General features: G+C 55.7%; 14 protein-coding genes and 1 tRNA gene. 12 read left to right on the forward strand and 3 right to left on the reverse strand.

The window, feature by feature from the left end; genetic code table 11:
- The first annotated feature begins 50 nt into the window (after positions 1-50).
- The 8 genes from ACZYTD_RS09350 to ACZYTD_RS09385 all read left to right on the forward strand — a co-directional run bounded on the left by ACZYTD_RS09350 (position 51) and on the right by ACZYTD_RS09385 (position 13,721).
- Positions 51-851 (forward strand): M48 family metallopeptidase, encoded by an 801-nt coding sequence (locus ACZYTD_RS09350; protein WP_463891499.1) that lies wholly within the window; start codon positions 51-53, stop codon positions 849-851.
- Positions 839-1,333, forward strand: a complete 495-nt coding sequence (locus ACZYTD_RS09355) for an N-acetyltransferase family protein (protein WP_463891500.1) — start codon at positions 839-841, stop codon at positions 1,331-1,333. Before ACZYTD_RS09350 ends, ACZYTD_RS09355 begins: the two co-directional genes overlap by 13 nt.
- Before the next feature lie 163 nt (positions 1,334-1,496).
- Positions 1,497-2,108: an FKBP-type peptidyl-prolyl cis-trans isomerase gene (locus ACZYTD_RS09360; RefSeq protein ID WP_463891502.1), complete on the forward strand. Its 612-nt coding sequence runs from the start codon at positions 1,497-1,499 to the stop codon at positions 2,106-2,108.
- 142 nt (positions 2,109-2,250) lie between these two features.
- A complete protein-coding gene (gene dapB / locus ACZYTD_RS09365; protein WP_463891503.1) occupies positions 2,251-3,063 on the forward strand; it encodes a 4-hydroxy-tetrahydrodipicolinate reductase in 813 nt (270 codons plus the stop codon).
- Between the two features lie 499 nt (positions 3,064-3,562).
- Positions 3,563-4,693, forward strand: coding sequence for a glutamine-hydrolyzing carbamoyl-phosphate synthase small subunit (gene carA, locus ACZYTD_RS09370; protein ID WP_463891504.1), 1,131 nt, complete (start codon positions 3,563-3,565; stop codon positions 4,691-4,693).
- Between the two features lie 16 nt (positions 4,694-4,709).
- The gene (carB, locus tag ACZYTD_RS09375; RefSeq protein ID WP_463891505.1) at positions 4,710-7,937 is read left to right on the forward strand and encodes a carbamoyl-phosphate synthase large subunit; all 3,228 of its coding nucleotides are present in this window, start codon (positions 4,710-4,712) and stop codon (positions 7,935-7,937) included.
- Between the two features lie 207 nt (positions 7,938-8,144).
- Positions 8,145-9,305: a response regulator gene (locus ACZYTD_RS09380; protein ID WP_463891506.1), complete on the forward strand. Its 1,161-nt coding sequence runs from the start codon at positions 8,145-8,147 to the stop codon at positions 9,303-9,305.
- Positions 9,306-9,323: 18 nt separating this feature from the next.
- Positions 9,324-13,721, forward strand: a complete 4,398-nt coding sequence (locus tag ACZYTD_RS09385) for a response regulator (RefSeq protein ID WP_463891507.1) — start codon at positions 9,324-9,326, stop codon at positions 13,719-13,721.
- 82 nt (positions 13,722-13,803) lie between these two features.
- On the opposite strand, the gene rimO is transcribed toward ACZYTD_RS09385, so the two are convergent.
- A complete protein-coding gene (gene rimO / locus ACZYTD_RS09390; protein WP_463891509.1) occupies positions 13,804-15,132 on the reverse strand; it encodes a 30S ribosomal protein S12 methylthiotransferase RimO in 1,329 nt (442 codons plus the stop codon).
- A gap of 313 nt (positions 15,133-15,445) precedes the next feature.
- Between rimO and ACZYTD_RS09395 the strand changes: the two genes are divergently transcribed.
- The gene (locus ACZYTD_RS09395) at positions 15,446-15,922 is read left to right on the forward strand and encodes a SixA phosphatase family protein (protein WP_463891511.1); all 477 of its coding nucleotides are present in this window, start codon (positions 15,446-15,448) and stop codon (positions 15,920-15,922) included.
- 111 nt (positions 15,923-16,033) lie between these two features.
- On the opposite strand, the gene ACZYTD_RS09400 is transcribed toward ACZYTD_RS09395, so the two are convergent.
- Complete coding sequence (locus ACZYTD_RS09400) at positions 16,034-17,401, reverse strand: ATP-binding protein (RefSeq protein ID WP_463891513.1); 1,368 nt, start codon at positions 17,399-17,401, stop codon at positions 16,034-16,036.
- The gene (locus ACZYTD_RS09405; protein WP_463891524.1) at positions 17,398-18,072 is read right to left on the reverse strand and encodes a response regulator; all 675 of its coding nucleotides are present in this window, start codon (positions 18,070-18,072) and stop codon (positions 17,398-17,400) included. Before ACZYTD_RS09405 ends, ACZYTD_RS09400 begins: the two co-directional genes overlap by 4 nt.
- A gap of 248 nt (positions 18,073-18,320) precedes the next feature.
- Here ACZYTD_RS09405 and rlmF point away from each other — a divergent pair, with 248 nt between their 5' ends.
- The 3 genes from rlmF to ACZYTD_RS09420 all read left to right on the forward strand — a co-directional run.
- The gene (gene rlmF, locus ACZYTD_RS09410) at positions 18,321-19,298 is read left to right on the forward strand and encodes a 23S rRNA (adenine(1618)-N(6))-methyltransferase RlmF (RefSeq protein WP_463891515.1); all 978 of its coding nucleotides are present in this window, start codon (positions 18,321-18,323) and stop codon (positions 19,296-19,298) included.
- A gap of 189 nt (positions 19,299-19,487) precedes the next feature.
- Positions 19,488-19,564, forward strand: a tRNA-Met gene (locus ACZYTD_RS09415).
- A gap of 119 nt (positions 19,565-19,683) precedes the next feature.
- The coding region (locus tag ACZYTD_RS09420; RefSeq protein WP_463891517.1) for a transposase at positions 19,684-20,182 on the forward strand (499 nt) is incomplete at its 3' end.

The following is a 20,182-nucleotide window of genomic DNA, read 5'->3' on the forward strand; positions in this document are numbered from 1 at the left end:
CATCTGGCCTGGATTACTATCTGGCCACTGGATCAGGGGAGTAGAAAGAGATGAAAAAGTGGTTTTTGGCAGGGGCGACAGCCGCACTGCTGGTGGCTTGTGCCACCTCACCGACCGGGCGTCAACAGCTGATCCTGTTTGGTGATGGCGAAGTAGCTCAGTTGGGGCTTGCTTCGTTTGAGCAAATGAAAAAAGAGGAGAAGATCTCCAGCAACAAGAAGCTGACCCGTTACGTGCAGTGCGTCGCCGACGCCGTGGTGCGCGAAATCCCCGCCTCCTATCAAAACAGTACGGCCCAGTGGCAAGTAGTGCTTTTTGAATCTGATCAGATCAACGCCTTTGCCCTGCCGGGTGGGCGCATTGGCGTCTACACCGGCTTGTTCAAGGCGGTGAAAGATCAAAATCAACTGGCCGCCGTGTTGGGACATGAAGTTTCCCATGTGCTGGCTCGCCACTCCAACGAACGCCTCTCTCAGTCTCAGCTCACTAATTTGGGGTTGTCTGCGGCAGATATGGCATTGGCTGACTCTTCGGTTCGGCAACCGGCCATGGCTGCGCTGGGGCTGGGGGCTCAGGTCGGGGTGCTGTTGCCCTATGGTCGGGTCCAGGAGTCGGAAGCGGATGTGCTCGGTTTGCAGTTGATGGCATCAGCCGGATTTGATCCCGCTCAGGCGATACCGCTGTGGCAGAACATGGGGGCGGCCAGTAAGGGGAAACAGACACCGGAGTTCCTCTCGACGCACCCCTCGGGTCAGAGCCGTATCTCGGAAATTCAGTCTCAGTTACCTACCGTCATGCCGCTGTATGAGAAGGCGCGCGCTATGGGGCGTAAGCCTCAATGCCAGAGTTGACACTGCGACCTGCTCTGGTTGCCGATGCTGAGGAAATAGCGCGGGTGCAGCACGAGAGCTGGAGTCAGGCCTACAAGACTTTGCTGTCTGGGGATTTTCCCCTGCGTAGCGAGGGCGAGCGGGTGGCGTTATGGCAACAGCGGTTGCAGGAGCACCCCTGCCACACCCTGCTGGCCGAACAGTCAGGCGCCCTGGTGGGGTTTGTCTACTGGTTGGCCGGAGCGGCGCTTGAGGCGCAACTACGTTCCTTGTACTTGCATCCTTTCTTCTGGCGCCAGGGCATTGGCTCGGCGCTGCTCAGGCAGGCCATGGGCGATATGCGTCATGAGGGGCAGCGCAGAGTTGGCCTCTGGGTGTTGGCCAATAACGTGCTGGCAGAGCGTTTTTATCTCAGCCAGGGGTTTTATTACGATGGCCAGCAGCAGAGTAAAGGGTCGGGACGAGCCATCTATCTGCAGCGGCGCATGGTGCGTGCCCTCTAGTCCGGTTGGCGCCCGAGCGTTCTCATCTTGGTGCAGGTCGGGGCGCAAAGCGGCTATCGGGGGTGGGCGGTGACGAGAAATCTGCTATCATGCCCGGCCTTTGCATCATTTTTTAGTCCCTATTTTTAGTCCCTATGGTTGGGCCCTATTTACTGGAGTATCCATGAGCCAATTTAACACTACAGAACAAAAAGCCAGTTACGGTATCGGTCGTCAGATTGGTGACCAACTGGCCCAACAATCTTTCGAAGGCCTGGATCTGGCTGCGGTGAAACAAGGTCTCGAAGATGCGGTGCTGGGCAATGAGTTTGCCGTAAGCCACGAAGCTATTGGTCTGGCGTTTGAAGAGATCACCGCCAAGCTGGAAGCCGCCGAGCTAGAGCTCTCTGCCGCCGCACGCTCAGAAGGTGAAGCTTTCCTGGCCAGTAATGCGGCTCGTGATGAAGTGACCACCACAGACTCAGGCCTGCAATTTGAAGTGCTGACCGCAGGTTCCGGCGCCAAGCCAGCCAAGAGCGACAAGGTTCGTGTGCACTATCACGGTACCTTCCCGGATGGTCGCGTATTTGATAGCTCGGTCAAGCGTGGTCAACCGGCTGAGTTCCCGGTGACTGGCGTGATCGCCGGTTGGGTTGAGGCGTTGCAGTTGATGACCGTTGGCTCCAAGTGGAAGCTGACTATTCCGCATCACTTGGCTTATGGCGACCGCGGTGCCGGCTCCATCCCGCCTTTCTCTACGCTGGTATTTGAAGTTGAGCTGCTGGATATCGTCTGATAGCCGCTGAAAACAGGCCGGATGATTCCGGCCTTTTTTATTGGTGCAGTTCAACGGGTTGGTTTTCAAACATACGGCGCTCTGGTTACACTGCCAGTGAACTCTTGAGTGCTAAATTGATAACGAATTGATGAGGATGGATATGGATAATCAGGTCCGCATTGCCCTGGTGGGGTGCAATGGTCGCATGGGTAAGGTCTTGGTCGAGGCCATCACTCTTAATCCGGCTGCCCGTCTGACGGCGGCGTTGGAACGTCCGGGGTCAGTGGTTCTAGGCTTGGATGTGGGTGAGCTCAATGGCTTGAGTGCTTTGGGGGTGGCCATCACAGATGATCTGGCCAAGGTCAAAGACGAGTTTGATCTCATCATCGATTTTACCCGTCCTGAGGCCACGCTGGCCCACCTGGCGTTTGCCCGTGAGCATGGCAAGCAGATTGTCATTGGCACCACAGGCTTTACCGATGAGGGTAAACATGCCATCAACCAGGCTGCCGAGCAGATGGGGGTGGTGTTTGCCTCCAACTACAGCGTTGGGGTGAATCTGGTCTTCAAGTTGCTGGAGCAGGCCGCCAAGGTGATGGGTGATTACACCGACATCGAAATCATCGAGGGACACCACAGACACAAGGTCGATGCGCCATCGGGTACGGCGCTCTCCATGGGGGAAGTGGTGGCCAAGACGCTGGGTCGCGACCTGAAGCAGTGTGCCGTCTATGGACGTGAAGGGATCACAGGTGAGCGGGATCGCAACACCATAGGCTTTGCCACTATACGGGCCGGGGATCTGGTCGGGGAGCACACCGTCATGTTTGCCGATATCGGTGAGCGGGTGGAGATCACCCACAAGGCATCCAGCCGTCTGACTTTTGCCAATGGTGCGGTGCGCGCCGCGGTTTGGTTGGCCGAGCAACCTGCCGGTTTGTACGATATGCAGGATGTATTGCAATTGAAATAACCTTGAAAACCGCCGTCAGGCGGTTTTTTTTGGCTGAGGTCGGCTGGCTGTGGTTCGGGTGAGGAGAACGGCTATAGAAGTGGATGTGTTATGTATATTTATGCATTGATGGGTTAATTTTCGTTTTTACATATCCATTGTGGATGAATTGGATTTTTATGCCTTGTTTATTTGGTATCTTATTTAAATAAAGCGTTAAAAAACAGCGTCAACATAATGAGTCTTTCTTTTTTTTTGATTTTCATCTGTTTTTTGTCACAACCTGGCAATTCCTCTGCTTTTCTCATTTTCAAGCTATGACAATCAATGCCTTTATTGATGATTTATGCATTTATTTGGCATTATTTTTCTGATTGTGCTTTTCGGGGGTTGAAAAGCTTAACCATTAAGGTAAAATACGCCCAATTTGCCCGGGATGGGGTGCTTGATGGTAATAAATCAGGCATTCACGGCTTTTCGACGGCAAAATCACTCAAGAATCACGAAATTGGAGGTCGTCTTGACTCATTCTGCCTTACTCGTGTTGGAAGATGGCACGGTATTCAAGGGCGTATCAATTGGCGCTGAAGGTTGTTCCGTTGGTGAGGTGGTATTTAACACCTCGATGACGGGATATCAGGAGATCCTCACCGATCCGTCCTATTCTCGCCAAATTGTTACTCTCACCTATCCTCACATCGGCAACACCGGCACCAACAGCGAAGACGAAGAATCCCCAAGCATTCATGCCCAAGGCCTTATCATTCGTGATCTCCCCCTCGTTGCTTCCAGCTTCCGTTCCCAAGAAACCCTTTCTGAATATCTCAAGCGTCAGAATGTGGTCGGCATTGCGGATATTGATACCCGTAAGTTGACCCGTATCCTGCGGGAGAAGGGCGCGCTGGCCGGTTGTATCATGACAGGTAAAGATCTGGATGTGGCTAAGGCGCTAGAGCAGGCCCAGGCCTTCCCCGGCCTCAAGGGCATGGATCTGGCCAAGGAAGTCACTGTCTCCGAAGCCTACGAATGGACTGAAGGGAGCTGGAAACTGGGTCTGGGTCATACCAAGCCGGATAGCTACCCCTTCCATGTGGTGGCCTATGACTTTGGCGCCAAGCGCAACATTCTGCGTATGCTGGCCGATCGCGGCTGCCGCTTGACTGTGGTACCGGCCAAGACCAGCGCCGCAGAGGTGTTGGCCATGAACCCGGACGGGATCTTCCTCTCCAATGGTCCTGGCGATCCGGCGCCTTGTGATTACGCCATCGCCGCCATTCAAGAATTCCTCAAGACCGAGATACCGGTATTTGGTATCTGTCTGGGTCACCAGTTGCTGGGTCTGGCCTCCGGTGCCAAGACCATCAAGATGAAGTTTGGTCACCACGGTGGTAATCACCCGGTCAAGGATCTGGATAATAACGTGGTGATGATCACCAGCCAAAACCACGGTTTTGCGGTCGATGAAGCCACGCTGCCAGCTACCCTGCGGGCCACCCACAAGTCACTGTTTGATGGTTCCTTGCAAGGTATCCATCGCACTGACAAGCCGGCCTTCAGCTTCCAGGGTCACCCTGAGGCGAGCCCGGGGCCCCATGATGCTGCACCGCTGTTTGATCATTTCATCGAGCTCATCAAGACGTACCGCGCATAAGGAGTAGGGTAGAGTCATGCCAAAACGTACAGATCTTAAAAGCATCCTGATCCTGGGCGCAGGCCCAATTGTTATCGGTCAGGCTTGCGAATTTGACTACTCCGGCGCCCAAGCCTGTAAAGCCCTGCGTGAAGAGGGGTATCGCGTCATCCTGGTGAACTCCAATCCGGCCACCATAATGACCGACCCTGAGATGGCCGATGCTACTTACATCGAGCCTATCACCTGGGAAGTGGTGCGCAAAATCATCGAAAAAGAGCGTCCAGATGCGGTGCTGCCCACCATGGGTGGCCAGACCGCATTGAACTGTGCCCTGGATCTGGAGCGCCACGGCGTACTGGCCGAGTTTGGGGTCCAGATGATTGGCGCGACTGCCGATGCCATCGACAAGGCTGAAGATCGTCGCCGATTCGATGTGGCCATGCGCAGCATAGGTCTGGAGTGTCCCCGTGCCGGTATCGCCCATAATATGGAAGAGGCCTGGGGTGTTCAGCAGATGGTTGGCTTCCCCTGCATCATCCGCCCCTCCTTTACCATGGGTGGCTCTGGTGGCGGTATCGCCTACAATCCGGAGGAGTTTGTCGAAATCTGCGAGCGTGGTCTGGACTTATCTCCGACCAAAGAGCTGCTGATCGACGAATCCCTGATTGGCTGGAAAGAGTATGAGATGGAAGTGGTGCGGGATCGTAACGATAACTGCATCATAGTCTGCTCCATCGAAAACTTTGACCCCATGGGGATCCATACCGGTGACTCCATCACTGTGGCTCCGGCTCAGACCCTGACGGACAAAGAGTACCAGTTGATGCGTAACGCCTCTATGGCGGTACTGCGTGAGATCGGCGTGGAAACTGGCGGCTCTAACGTCCAGTTCGGTATCAACCCGAAGGATGGCCGCATGGTCATCATCGAGATGAACCCGCGCGTCTCCCGCTCCTCAGCGCTGGCCTCCAAGGCAACCGGTTTCCCCATCGCCAAGGTGGCGGCCAAGCTGGCTATCGGTTACACCCTGGACGAGCTGATGAACGATATCACGGGTGGCAAAACACCCGCATCGTTCGAACCCTCTATCGACTACGTGGTCACCAAGGTGCCGCGTTTTAATTTCGAGAAGTTTGCCGGTGCCAATGACCGCCTGACGACCCAGATGAAGTCAGTCGGTGAGGTCATGGCCATAGGTCGTAACTTCCAGGAATCCCTGCACAAGGCCCTGCGTGGTCTGGAAACCGGCCAGACCGGTTTCGACCCCATGGTGGATGTCAAGGATCCGGCCAGTTTCTCCCGCATCAGCCACGAGCTGCAAAATGCCGGTGCCGATCGGATTTGGTACATAGCCGATGCGTTCCGCGCTGGCCTCTCTGTCGAAGGCATCTTCAAGCTGACCATGATTGACCCCTGGTTCCTGGTGCAGATTGAAGAGATCGTCAAGCTCGAAGAGCAGGTCAAGGAAGGCGGCATGGCCAACCTGACGCCAGAATTCCTGCGCGCCCTCAAGCGCAAGGGCTTTGCCGATGCGCGCCTGAGCAAACTGCTGGGTGTGGCTGAGAGTGAAGTGCGCAAGTTCCGTCACAAGCACGATATTCTGCCGGTCTACAAGCGGGTGGATACCTGTGCCGCCGAGTTTGCTACCAACACAGCTTACATGTACTCCACCTATGACGAGGAGTGCGAAGCTGCCCCCACTGGCCGTGACAAGATCATGGTACTGGGCGGGGGGCCGAACCGGATTGGTCAGGGTATCGAGTTTGACTATTGCTGCGTGCATGCCGCGCTGGCGCTGCGCGAAGATGGTTACGAGACCATCATGGTCAACTGTAACCCGGAAACCGTTTCTACCGACTACGACACGTCCGATCGTCTCTACTTCGAGCCGGTAACGCTGGAAGATGTGTTGGAAATTGTCCGCGTCGAACAGCCCAAGGGCGTGATAGTGCAATACGGTGGTCAGACGCCACTCAAGCTCTCCCGTGCGCTGGAAGCAGCTGGCGTGCCGATTATCGGCACCAGCCCGGATGCCATCGACCGTGCCGAAGACCGTGAGCGCTTCCAGCATGCCGTTGAGCGTCTGGGTCTCAAGCAGCCGGAAAACGCTACTGTGACGGCCATCGAGCAGGCGGTGCAACTGGCGGCCAAGATCACCTATCCGCTGGTGGTTCGTCCCTCCTATGTGTTGGGTGGCCGTGCCATGGAAATCGTCTATGACGAGCAGGATCTGCGCCGTTACTTCAACGAGGCGGTGAGCGTTTCCAATGAATCACCGGTATTGCTGGATCGCTTCCTGGATAATGCGATAGAAGTGGACGTGGACGCTATCTGTGACGGTGAACAGGTGGTGATCGGCGGCATCATGGAGCATATCGAACAGTGTGGTATTCACTCCGGTGACTCAGGTTGCTCTCTGCCGCCCTATACCCTGTCTGCTGATGTACAGGATCGCATCCGCGAGCAGGTACGCAAGCTGGCCATGGAGCTGGGGGTTATCGGTCTGATGAACGTGCAGTTCGCCATCAAGGATGACGAAATCTACCTCATCGAAGTGAACCCCCGTGCCGCCCGTACCGTGCCGTTTGTCTCCAAGGCGACTGGTGCGCCGTTGGCCAAGATTGCCGCCCGGGTGATGGCCGGTCAATCTTTGGCTCAGCAGGGCTTCACCAAGGAGATCATCCCGCCCTTCTACTCAGTGAAGGAAGTGGTGCTGCCGTTTAACAAGTTCCCGGGTGTCGATCCGCTGCTTGGCCCAGAAATGCGCTCTACCGGTGAAGTCATGGGCGTGGGTGACACCTTCGCCGAGGCTTATGCCAAGGCGCAGTTGGGTGCCAGCAGCGCCATCCCGCGCTCCGGTCGTGTGCTGCTCTCGGTGCGCAACGGTGATAAGCAACGGGTGGTCGATCTGGCTTCCAAGCTGATTGAAGCCGGTTTCGAGCTGGATGCCACTCACGGTACGGCGGTGATCCTGGGTGAAGCCAGCATCAATCCGCGTCTGGTGAACAAGGTGCATGAAGGGCGGCCACATATTCTGGATCGCATCAAGAGCGGCGAGTACACCTATATCGTCAATACCGCCGAAGGGCGTCAGGCGATCCAGGACTCCAAGCAACTGCGCCGTGGGGCCCTACAGCATAAGGTTTCCTACACCACGACGTTGAATGCCGCCTTTGCCTGCTGCATGGCGATGCCGGTGGATGAAACTGCCAATGTCAGCTCAGTACAAGAGCTGCATGCTCGGGTGCTGGCCAGCCTCTGAGGCTAGTCGTTACTCTCATGTCAAAGGCCTGCAGCGATGCAGGCCTTTTTGTTTATTGGTGGGTCGGCACTTTGCAGCCTCAGTGACGCAAATGGCATCGCACATGGCGGATGAAAGGCCTATTCTGGAATGAGGAGCAGGGGCTGGCAGGCAACGTAGGATGCGGCGGCTCACAGGACAATAAAGAGTATAGGAAGGAAGCTGAGTATGCAGGATGTTCATGCGTTACCCGCCAAACCCGCCATCTTGGTGGTGGATGATACCCCAGATAACCTGACCTTGATGTCGGCACTGCTCAAGGATAGCTACCTGGTCCGGGTGGCCAACAGTGGTGAGAAGGCACTCAAATATCTGCAAGGGGAGGGGAAACCCGATCTGATCCTGCTCGATATCATGATGCCTGGCTTGTCTGGTTATGAGGTGATCCAGCAGCTCAAAGCCAATCCGGCGACGCGGGATATCCCGGTCATCTTCCTGACGGCCATGAGTGAGGCGCAGGATGAGAAGAAGGGGCTGGAGTTGGGGGCCGCCGACTACATCACTAAGCCCATCTCGCCCCCTGTGGTGTTGGCGCGGGTTAAGACCCAACTAGAGAATAAGGCAGCCGCCGATTTTTTGCGGGATCAGAACGCCTACCTTGAGGCCGAAGTGGTGCGGCGAACCCAGGAGGTCTCGGCAATACAGAGCGTGACCATACTGGCCATGGCGTCGCTCGCGGAAACTCGGGACTCAGACACTGGCAACCATATTCGTCGCACCCAATACTATGTCAAGGTTCTGGCCGAGCAGCTTCAGGATCATCCCCGCTTCTGTGACTATCTGACGGCGACCACCATAGAGCTACTGTTCAAATCAGCCCCTCTGCATGATATCGGTAAGGTCGGTATCCCGGACCGTATTCTGCTTAAGCCCGGTCGTTTCACACCTGAGGAGTTTGAGTTGATGAAGTCCCACACCACGTTGGGGCGAGATGCCATAGAACATGCGGAAAAACAGCTAGGCATGCCGGTGGCCTTTTTGCATCTGGCCAAGGAGATTGCCTATTACCATCAGGAGAAGTGGGATGGCAGTGGTTACCCCACTGGGGCCCGTGGTGAGGCGATCCCCATATCGGCCCGGTTGATGGCGCTGGCCGATGTTTATGATGCGCTCATCAGCCGCCGCGTCTACAAAGAGGCGATGCCTCATGCCAAGGCGGTAGCCATCATTCAAGAAGGCCGGGGCAGCCATTTTGACCCGGATATTGTCGACGCCTTCCTGCAGCAGCAGCAGGAATTTCAGACCATAGCCCTGCGTTTTGCCGATAGTGATGAGGCGTTATCCAGCAAGGCCCGGCAATTAAATTTGCTCTCCGGTCAGCCAGACTGACCCTCAACGGAGATTATCATGCGCATCCGCCATACCAGTCGTTTCATCACAGTGGTGATCTTTTTGCTCTGTAGCATAGGGATGGGTACCACCCTCTTGAATTACCACTACCTGGAGCAGCGACGTCAGGCATTTGATACTCAAAATGCCTCGATCCGGGCCATCCGGGATCTGCAGCTCAGTAATGAGAAACTGGTGCGTTACATCCGCGCCTATGCCGCTACCGGTGATCAGCAGCAGCTCAAGTTCTATCAATATGATTTAGTCGTGGGTAAGACCGGGGAGCAAGCATTGACCCGGTTGCGGGAACTGGGGGTGACGGCGGAGGAGTTGGCTATCTTCGCGCAGGCCAAGCGCGGCTCAGATGAGTTGGTGGCATTGGGACGTAAGGCCCGCATTGCGCTCACCAATGGTGATCAGCCTGGGGCCATTGCGGCTGTGTATGGAGCTGATTATCAGACCTTACTCTATCAGGTCGATGCCGATATCAGTCGGGCGAGAGCCTTGGTAGAGGCTCGCTTGAACGGGGTAACCCAGGCCATGACCGAGCGCGCCACCATTGCGACTCAGGTGGTGGTAGTGAGTCAACTGCTGACCGCCTTGATCATCATGGCTGGGTTATTGCTGTTTTATCAGCGCCGGGTGATAGGGCCGGTGGCCGAGCTGACGCGCAACACCCAGAGCCTGTTGGCGGGGGATCGTCTCGTCCGTTTTGGGCATGAGGATGAACCGACTGAGATAGGCGAACTGGCGCGCTCCTTGGAGAAGTATCGGCAGGTCAGCCAGGAGATAGAGCACCAGCGCTGGATCAAGCAGGGGTTGAGTGATATCGCCGACCAGTTGCAGCTGGCGGAGAGCCCTACCGAGTTTGGCAATCGGTTGCTCTCCTGCCTGATCCCCATGTTGCACTGTGGGGCGGGTGGTTTCTATCTATGGCAGGATGAAGAGTCCTGTTTTGCCTGCATCGCCAGTTACGGGGTGGCAATGAGCGATTACAGCGAACGACGATTTTTCACCGGGCAAGGGGCTGTGGGGCAAGCCGCCATCGAGGGCAAGCCCATAGTGCTGCATGAGATCCCGGATGGGTATCTGCAGCTCTCCTCCGGCCTGGGAGAGGCGCCGCCACGCCTCATCATAGTGGTACCCTTCTTCGGCAATAATGAAGCGCTAGCGGTGCTGGAGCTGGCGTCGTTTAGTGAGCTGGATGATCAGCAATGGTCCCTGCTCCATGCCTTGACGCTTGCCATCGCCCCCCGGCTCGAGGTGTTGCTGCGAACTATCCGTACCCGCAAACTGCTGGAGCAGACGCGCATCCAGGCTGAGACGTTGGCGGTATCTGAGCAACAGTTGCAGGTGCGGCGTAGTGAATCTGAGGCGCAACAGAGCATTTTAAGGGCTACCGAGGCGTGGTATCGAGGCATTATCGAATCGGCGCCCGATGGCATGCTGGTGGCGGATGAACAGGGCGTCATCATACTGGCTAACCCTAATATTGATGGCTTGTTTGGCTATGCGGTCGGGGGGGCGATAGGCGGGCGGCTTCACGATCTACTCCCGGCCATGGAGTTGGCCCAACTCTGTGCGCTGACGGAGCGAGGTGTCTCCTGCGAGCCGGTTGCACAGCTGGATTCCCTGTTGGGACTGCGGCGGGATGGCAGTGAGTTTCCCGTCGAAGTGGGCTTGGCTCGGCTGCCGGCCCTGGGTGGGCGCGGCCAGTGTATCTGCGTTTCGGTGCGGGATATTACCCAGCGTAAGCGTGATGAAGCGGCACTGGCGGCATTGGAGGAGCGTAGTCGTCTGATCCTGCGTTCGGTGGAGGATGGGATCATAGGTATGGATCCTGACGGCCATATCACCTTCGTCAATCCGGCCGTATTCAAGATGTTGGGCTACGCAGAGGCGGAGCTGATTGGGCAGCCTATGCATCCTTTGCTCCATTATGCCTACCCGGATGGCCGCGAGTTTCCGTTGCATGAGTGCGCCATGCACCAGAGTGCCCTGGATGGCTTGCCTCGCAAGGTGGCTGAGGAGGTGTTGTGGTGCAAGGATGGCGTTGCCCTGCCGGTCGAGTACACCACGGCGCCAGTCTTGAAAGGCGAGCAGATAGTGGGCTCGGTCATCGTATTTCAGGACATCACGGAGCGTAGAGAGGCCGAGGCGGCCATGCGCCAGGCTAAGGAGATGGCGGAGGAGGCAACGCGCTTGAAGTCGGACTTCCTGGCCAACATGAGTCATGAGATCCGTACCCCCATGAATGCCATCATCGGCATGTCCCATTTGGCGTTGCAGACTGAGCTGGATGGCCGACAACGTAACTACATAGAGAAGGTCAACCGGGCGGCAGAGAATCTGCTGGGCATCATCAATGACATCCTCGACTTCTCCAAGATAGAAGCCGGGAAACTCGCCATGGAGCAGACTGAGTTCCGCCTGGAGGATGTGATGGACCATCTGGCGAGCATGGTGGGGCTTAAGGCGGAGGAGAAGGGGGTGGAGCTGCTTTACGCGGCCGCGCCAGATATTCCCACCGCCCTGATTGGCGATCCGCTGCGTTTAGGGCAAGTCTTGATCAACCTGGGCAACAATGCCGTCAAGTTTACCGAGCAGGGGGAGATAGTAATTGGCATTGAGGTCGTGACGTGCGATGAGCAGCAGGTTGAGTTGCACTTCTGGGTCAAAGACAGTGGTATTGGTATGACGCCAGAGCAGTGTGGCAAGCTGTTTCACTCCTTCAGTCAGGCCGATGCCTCTACCACGCGCAAGTATGGGGGCACGGGGCTGGGGTTGGCTATTTCAAAGAAGCTGGTGGAGCTGATGCATGGCCGCATCTGGTTTGAATCCGAGGTGGGCAAAGGCTCGACTTTCCATTTTCATGCCTGTTTTGGCGTACAACAGGAGGCGATCCCCCGGCGTATGTTCCGCGCCGATGAACTGAAGGGCGTGCGGGTGCTGGTCGTTGATGATAATGCCTCGGCACGGGAGATCCTCTCGACCATGGCTCGTGACTTTGGTCTGGAGGTCGCGCTGGCCAACAATGGCGAGGAGGCGCTGCTGCTCATTGCCAATGCCGAGCGGCAGAGCCTGCCTTATGATTTGGTGCTGATGGATTGGAAGATGCCGAAGATGGATGGCATCACCTGTGTGCAGCAGTTACAACGAGATGAATCACCTCATGCTCCGGCCGTGATCATGGTTACCGCCTATGGTCGTGAGGATGCATTGAGCACGGCCATGAGCCAGGGAGTTCAACTCAAGGCGGTGCTGACTAAGCCGGTCACCACCTCGACCCTGCTGGAAGCCATAGGTGCGGCGTTGGGGCGTGGTGTGCAGGCCCAGACGCGGCAACGAGCCAAGGTAGACCATCTGGCGGAGAGCATGCAGCAGCTAATGGGGAGCCGGGTGCTGCTGGTGGAAGATAACGAGATGAATCAGGAACTGGCTCAGGAGCTGCTGCATAATGCGGGGATGAGTGTAGTCCTGGCCAATCACGGCCAGGAGGCGCTGGATATTCTGGCACGGGATCAGGCTTTCGATGGCATTTTGATGGATTGCCAGATGCCGGTGATGGATGGTTACACCGCGACTCAACTCATCCGTTCGCAGTTGGGAATAACCCTCCCGATTATCGCCATGACGGCTAATGCCATGGCCGGAGATAGAGAGAGGGTGATAGCGGTCGGCATGAATGATCACATCGCCAAGCCTCTGGACGTTAATCAGATGTTTGCCACTCTGGCACACTGGATTAGCCCCTCGACGCCTCGAGCCGGGGAGGCTGGTGAGCCCGTGATGGTCGCACCGCTGTCGCCGGAGGATCCCTTGCCTGAACTACCCGGCATAGATAGGGTGGCTGGCTTGGCGACCACTATGGGCAATCACAAGCTCTATCGACGCTTATTGAGGAAGTTTGCGCTTAGCCAGGCGGATTTTGTGGCCAGCTTTCGCGTCGCCCAGCAAGATACTGACCCGAGTGCCGCTATGCGTTGTGCTCATACCTTAAAGGGGATGGCCGGGAATATTGGGGCTCGTGGCGTGCAGGCGGCGGCCGCTGAGTTGGAGCAGGCCTGTAAGCAGGCCATGTCAGCGTCTGTCATAGCGCAGCAGCTGGCGCAGACTGTGGCTGCTTTGGCTCCAGTGCTGGAAGGGTTAGCGCAACTGAATGGTGTCGACGGGCAAGGAACCGCGTCCTTGTCTGATGGCGTCGTGCTGGATAGAGCAAGGCTCCTTCCTCTGTTCGATCAACTGGCCCGACAATTGGCGGAGCTGGATCCCGAGGCGGCAGAGACGGTGCAAGCGCTCGAGCCTTTGACGCTGGGGAGTGAGTTGGCGGGCAAGGTTCGAGCCTTGGCAGAGGCGGTCGCCAATTATGAGTTTGAAGAGGCAGCGCTAGCCTTACAGGCTCTGCGGGCGAGTTAGCATAATGCGGCCATATTGGTAACAGCAAAAAGGAGCGTGAGCTCCTTTTTGCTGGATGACGCCTGGTCACGATTGCGCAGGGTCAGGCTAGGCGACTGCCCCAGAGATCGTACTCGTCTGAGTGCTCGATGCGCACCCGCAGCAGATCCCCCGGCTTGAGGCTGGTTTCACCGTTCAGGTAGATGACGCCATCGATTTCCGGTGCATCGCCTGGGGTGCGGCCAATGGCTCCCTCTTCATCAACTTCGTCGATCAGCACCCAGCACTCGCTGCCCACCTTCTCGGCCAGCTTCTCGGTGGAGATACGCTGCTGCAGCTCCATGAAGCGTTGGAAGCGCTCTTCCTTCACCTCTTCGGGGACCGGATCGGCCAGCTCATTGGCTTTGGCACCCTCTACCGGGCTGTACTTGAAGCAACCGACCCGATCCAGTCTGGCGGCTTGTAAGAAGTCCAGCAGCAGTTGGAAATCCTCTTCAGTTTCCCCAGGGAACCCGACTATGAAGGTGGAGCGCAAGGTGATCTCCGGGCAGATTTCGCGCCAGGCGTGAATGCGCTCCAGGGTTCGCTCGACGGCACCTGGCCGCTTCATCAACTTCAGAATGCGTGGGCTGGCGTGCTGCAGCGGAATATCCAGGTAGGGCAGGATCTTGCCATCGCGCATCAGCGGGATCAGATCATCTACATGAGGGTAGGGATAGACATAGTGCAGGCGGATCCACAGACCGAGTTTGGCTAGCTCCTCGCACAAATTTTTCATATGGGTTCTGACCGGCATGCCATCGTAGAAACCGGTTCTGTGCTTGAGATCGGCACCATAGGCTGACGTATCTTGTGAGATGACCAGCAGCTCCTTGACCCCAGCCTCCTTCAGGCGCTTGGCTTCGGCCAGCACCTCGCCAATGGGACGACTCTCCAGATCGCCGCGCAGGGAGGGGATGATGCAGAAGGTGCAGCGATGGTCACACCCTTCGGAGATCTTCAAATAGGCATAATGCTTGGGCGTGAGCTTGACGCCATGGGCCGGTACCAGACTCTGAAACGGGTTGTGCTCGGGCTTGGGCACATAGGTATGCACATGCTCCAGCACCTGCTCATAGGCATGGGGGCCGGTGATCTCGAGAACCTTGGGATGAATGGCGCGGATCTGATCTTCCTTGGCCCCCAGGCAACCGGTGACGATCACCTTGCCATTTTCGGTGAGCGCCTCACCTATGGCCTCCAGTGATTCTTGGACTGCGCTGTCGATGAAGCCACAGGTGTTGACCACCACCAGCTCGGCATTATCGTAGCTATTGACCACATCGTAGCCTTCGGTCCGTAGCTGGGTCAGGATACGCTCGGAATCGACCAGATTTTTGGGACAGCCCAGGGAAACGAAGCCGACTTTGGGTGAGGGTTTGGTATTGGACATGATGGCAATTGCTCTGCTGGTAAGGGCCATGAGTGACCGATAATGGCGCGGGATTTTACATCAAAGGAGCATTATATCCACATATACCTCCTATGGCGGTAGTGGTTTCCGGGGGCGGTGAAAGCGCCGGCTTCGAGTGCGGGTGACACAGATAATTTCATCTTGCGTGGCTTATTACAAAAAGGTCAGCAAAACAATGGATTATAATTTAAGAAACCTTGGCTAAATTGCCAGGCCAGACGGGGTGCCGAATGGCCGGAGCTGATTGTCACTCCAGCTGCTTCATCCCAAGAAACCATGCAGGGGGCAAGCGATGAAACAACTCACTCTGATCCGCCATGCCAAATCCAGTTGGAAAGTCGTTGATTTGGAAGATAGCTGGCGTCCGTTATCGGCGCGAGGTTATCAGCAACTCTCGGCATTGACACCACATCTGCCCAGTTCGGCGCTGTGGCTGGTCTCGCCTGCGGTGCGTACCTATGCCACTGCGCATGTATTGCGGCGCATGGCGGGTTTGCCAATGACCGGACTCATATTGGATGAGCGGCTATATGAGAGTAGTGGCAAGGGGTTGCTTACTCTGCTGACCACGCTTAGCGAAGAGGATAATCAGGTGTTGCTGGTGGCTCACAGCCCTGGGCTGGATGAGTTGGTCGGGCTCTTGTGCCCGACCGAGGCGGTGCGGCTCACTACCGCCAATCTGGTGACCCTGGAACTGGATGTGGAGCGCTGGGCCGAGTGCCGGGTCGGCTGTGGGCGCTTGCAGTTGCATCTGGCACCCGCCACCTGATGCGCTATGGCGAGCCGATATGATGAGCGAAACAGCAAGGTTCATGGTGGCGTGGCTCGGAGAGTCGGAACGCTACGATGAACCTTTGCATTAGACAAGCGGCGAACCGCGCTATACGGTGGCGCCGGGTAACACTATGGTAAAACGGGCCCCCCCCAGTGGGGAGTCATCGATCGTCAGTCGTCCATTATAACTGTCTACTATTTCACTGCAGACACTGAGGCCTATGCCCTGACCACTGGAATTATCGGCGCGTACGCCTCGCTGCAATACCTTGCTCTTCATTGCCTCATCGATGCCAGGGCCATCATCTTCGATTTGGATGCAGAGCTGTTTATCCTGTCCCCTGACTGATATGGCTATCTCACTGATGGCAAACTTGTGGGCATTATCCAGCAGGTTTCCCAGCAGCTCGAACAGGTCATCCTGCTCACCATGGAAAAGCGTGCCATCTTGCAGGGCGAGCCGGATCTGCAGCCGTTTGTGCTGATAGACCTTCGCCATGGTGGCCAGCAACTTCTGCGCGATTGGAACGGGGTCAATGCCCGCTCCAGTTAATAGCTGGCGTCCAGCTACGGCCCGCCGCAAGTGATACTGAATGATCTGATCCATCTTGCTCACTTGCTCATTCAGGCTGCCTCTTGCTCTTTGGCTCAACTGCTCTTCGGCCATAGTGGCCTGGATTAGTGCCAATCGAGTTTTTAAGCTGTGGGCGAGATCATTCATAGTGTGTTGATAGCGATCTTTTTGCTTGCGCTCATTCTCTAGCAACTGGTTCAGCGAGGTTGTCAATGGCTGGAGTTCACTCTCATAGCTATATTGCAACAGCAATTGTCGCTGATTGCGAATGGCTTCGAGTTCACGCTGTAGTTGCCGTAAGGAGGAGAGGCCCCAGCGGGTGGAAAGAATGAATAATAAGGCGACACCCAGATAGATGAAGCAGGCCCGGCGAGCGGCGCTATATAGATACGCCAGGTTTTGTCTCTCGATACTCATGGCCGGGCGGAGCAAGATCACCTGAAATGTGGTGGCTGCCTTAGCATGTGGGAAAAAACGGGTGAAGCGCAGGCTATAGACAAAATAACTCAGCTTGGGTGTCAGTTTGATCTGACCAAAAAAGGACTCACGGTTACCCATGGCGGGGAGCAGCTGTTGGCAAAGGGGTATTTTGAGCCGAGCAAGTTCTGGTTGGGCTAAATCGCGCCATAGTTGAGTGCCATCCATGCTACAGATCACCCCATCTACATTACGATCATCCCAATTCATGGCTAGTGTCGAGAACGGGAGCCGTCGGCCTGCCTCTTGAGCCGCCGTTTTAGTGGAGAAGAGCCGTGACAGGTCGGTCTGCATCTCATGCTGTACCTCTTTGTCCTGCTCTGTCCGGTAAAAGTCATATTCCAGGCTGACTAGCAGCGCCATGAGCGCGGCAACCACCACCATGGCCGAGAGCAGCAGCTTGACGTAGAGGGAACGGTTCATTGGCATGGCAGGGTAAACAGGTAACCCTGGCGGCGTATGGTCGTGATGGGCTGCAATGCCCCGTCCGGATCGAGTTTTTTGCGTAGCCGGCTGACCAGTACTTCGAGCGTATTGGGATCCCCATCGCCATCGTCGTAGAGTTGGTCCATCAACTGTTGCTTAGAGACCACTTGTCCACTGTTGCGCATCAGGTATTCCAGTATGCTGTACTCAAAGTGGGTGAGGACTACGGCTTCATCGACAATGGTCAACTCTTTGCGCGACAGATCGAGCTTGAAGGGGCCGGCCTGAATTTGAGGTGAGATAAATCCTGCGCTACGGCGTACCAGGGCATTGAGTCGGGCGAGCAGCTCCTCTTTTTGGAAGGGTTTGACCACATAGTCATCGGCCCCCACTTCCAGCCCTTCTACCTTATCTTGCCAGCTGCCTCGGGCCGTGAGAATTAGGATCGGAAAGGGGATCTGGCGGTCGCGTAACTGCCGGATCAGACTGAGGCCATCAACATCGGGTAGGCCGAGATCTATGATGGCCACATCGATAGGATAATCTTCGGCAAAATGTAGCGCCTCTTCCGCTTCATGAGCAGCATGGACCTGATGCCCCGCTTCTTGCAGTAAAGTCTTGAGGTGGTGATTGAGTAGTCTATCGTCTTCGGCGATGAGTATCTTCATTACAATTTCGGCATTGAAGGTAGGCAGAATAGTATTGTGGTCTGGCTCCTTGTTAAAAAACAAGCATCATCCTGATTTCAGACCATTTTCCTCATAACTAATGGCATTACGCAGTCGGTCAGTATAGCGTGAATAACAGCGGCTGAGCCCTTGTCCCTGGCTGGGTTTAAGTTGTGAAGCGTGTACAATGCGCACCCATTTCAGCCTGCCGTGAGCGACAGGTGTTATTGCCAGACCAAGGGTAGAAAATGAATAGCCGCAGACAAAAACAGGAGTTGCATCCACTCAATCCTCACCGGGATAGATATGACTTTTCTGCCTTGATGGAAACATCGCCCTCGCTGGCGCTCTTTGTTCATCGGACTGCCTATGGTGAAGCTAGCATCGACTTTGCAGACCCTGCGGCAGTCAAGGCATTAAACCGGGCCCTATTAGCTCATTTCTATGGGGTCTCCTCATGGGATATTCCTGACGGTTATCTATGTCCACCGATCCCGGGGCGTGCCGATTACCTCTACTATTTAGCGGATCTGCTTGCCAGTGTTAATCATGGCAAGGTGCCGCAAGGGACAGGAGTTCAGGTACTGGATGTGGGGGTGGGGGCTAACTGCATCTATCCCATCATTGGTCATCGTACGTTCGGTTGGCGCTTTGTCGGGGCAGACATAGATCCGGTATCGTTGGCATCTGCCGAACAGATAGTCATGACTAACCCTGTGTTGGCGGGCGGCATAGAGTGTCGATTGCAGCCGGAGCCTAATCATTTTTTCAAAGGGGTGATCCGACCGACCGATCTCTTTGATCTGACCCTGTGCAATCCCCCCTTTCATGCCTCGTTCGATGAGGCCGCCAGTGGTAGTTTGCGTAAGCTTCGCAATCTTAATAGTAAGAAGGAGCGAAATGCTCAGCGCCCTAACCTGGACAAGGCCGAATTAAATTTTGGCGGCCAGCAAGGTGAGTTGTGGTGCCAGGGGGGGGAGATAACGTTTGTATCTAATATGATCAAGGAGAGTCAGCACTTTGCTCGTCAATGTTGCTGGTTTAGCTCGCTCGTCTCAAAGAAAGAGAATCTGCCCGCGCTATATAAGATGCTAAAGCAAGTGAACGCCGTACAGGTGCAGACCTTTGACATGGCTCAAGGGCAGAAGATTAGTCGTATGGTGGCCTGGAGTTTTCTCACTCCACCGCAGTTACAGGAGTGGCGCAAGTTTCGCTGGCGCACGTGAGCGGCAGCAAAGCACTCTGGCATGGGCTCAATGATCTAGGCATTGCGATAATTGACTAAAAATAGAACAATACACAATGCTAAACACCTACATTAATCTGCTTTATGGTTGTTTATTGAGCAGGTGGTCGAATTGGCAGAGTTTTAGTTTGACGGATGGGGCGATTCGGGTATTATGCCTCTCATCGGACGCGGGGTGGAGCAGCATGGTAGCTCGTCGGGCTCATAACCCGAAGGTCGTAGGTTCAAATCCTGCCCCCGCAACCAAATTAGAACCCCAGCCATAGTGCTGGGGTTTTGCTTATGTGCATTTGTGGCGCTGTTCCCTTTACGTGTTGGGCCTGATCTATACTTGAAGTAGGTTCTCTACGCAGAGGTACCCTACTATGGAGACCAACAGTTTTTTTGAACTGCTTCGCTCCTTTAACCAACTGTCATCTTTGCAGTTGGAACGAGCACAAGAGCATCTGCGCCATCACATGCAGCAAGATCTGTTGCGACAAGTACTGTCAGAGCGTCACTCTACTCTCCCGGTTTGCCCTCATTGCCATGCTAAACATGTCATCCATTGGGGGCAATCTCGAGGGCTCCTACGCTACCGCTGTAAAGAATGTGGCAAGACATTCAATCAGTTACATGGTGCGGCTCTGACTCGCCTGCGTCACAAAGAGAAATGGGCCCGCTATGCCAGTTGTCTGAGTGAAGGCATGTCGCTCAGAAAAGCGGCCCGTGAATGCGATATTGATCTGAAAACATCCTTTCGCTGGCGGCATCGGTTCTTGCGTTATGCACTGACCACCAATGCCAGCAAGTTAAGCGGGATCATTGAAGCCGATGAGGTGTTCACACCAGAGTCCTTTAAGGGATCTCGTCACTTAAGCCGTC

This window comes from Pseudaeromonas sp. HNCC25DJ180, from assembly GCF_055413345.1.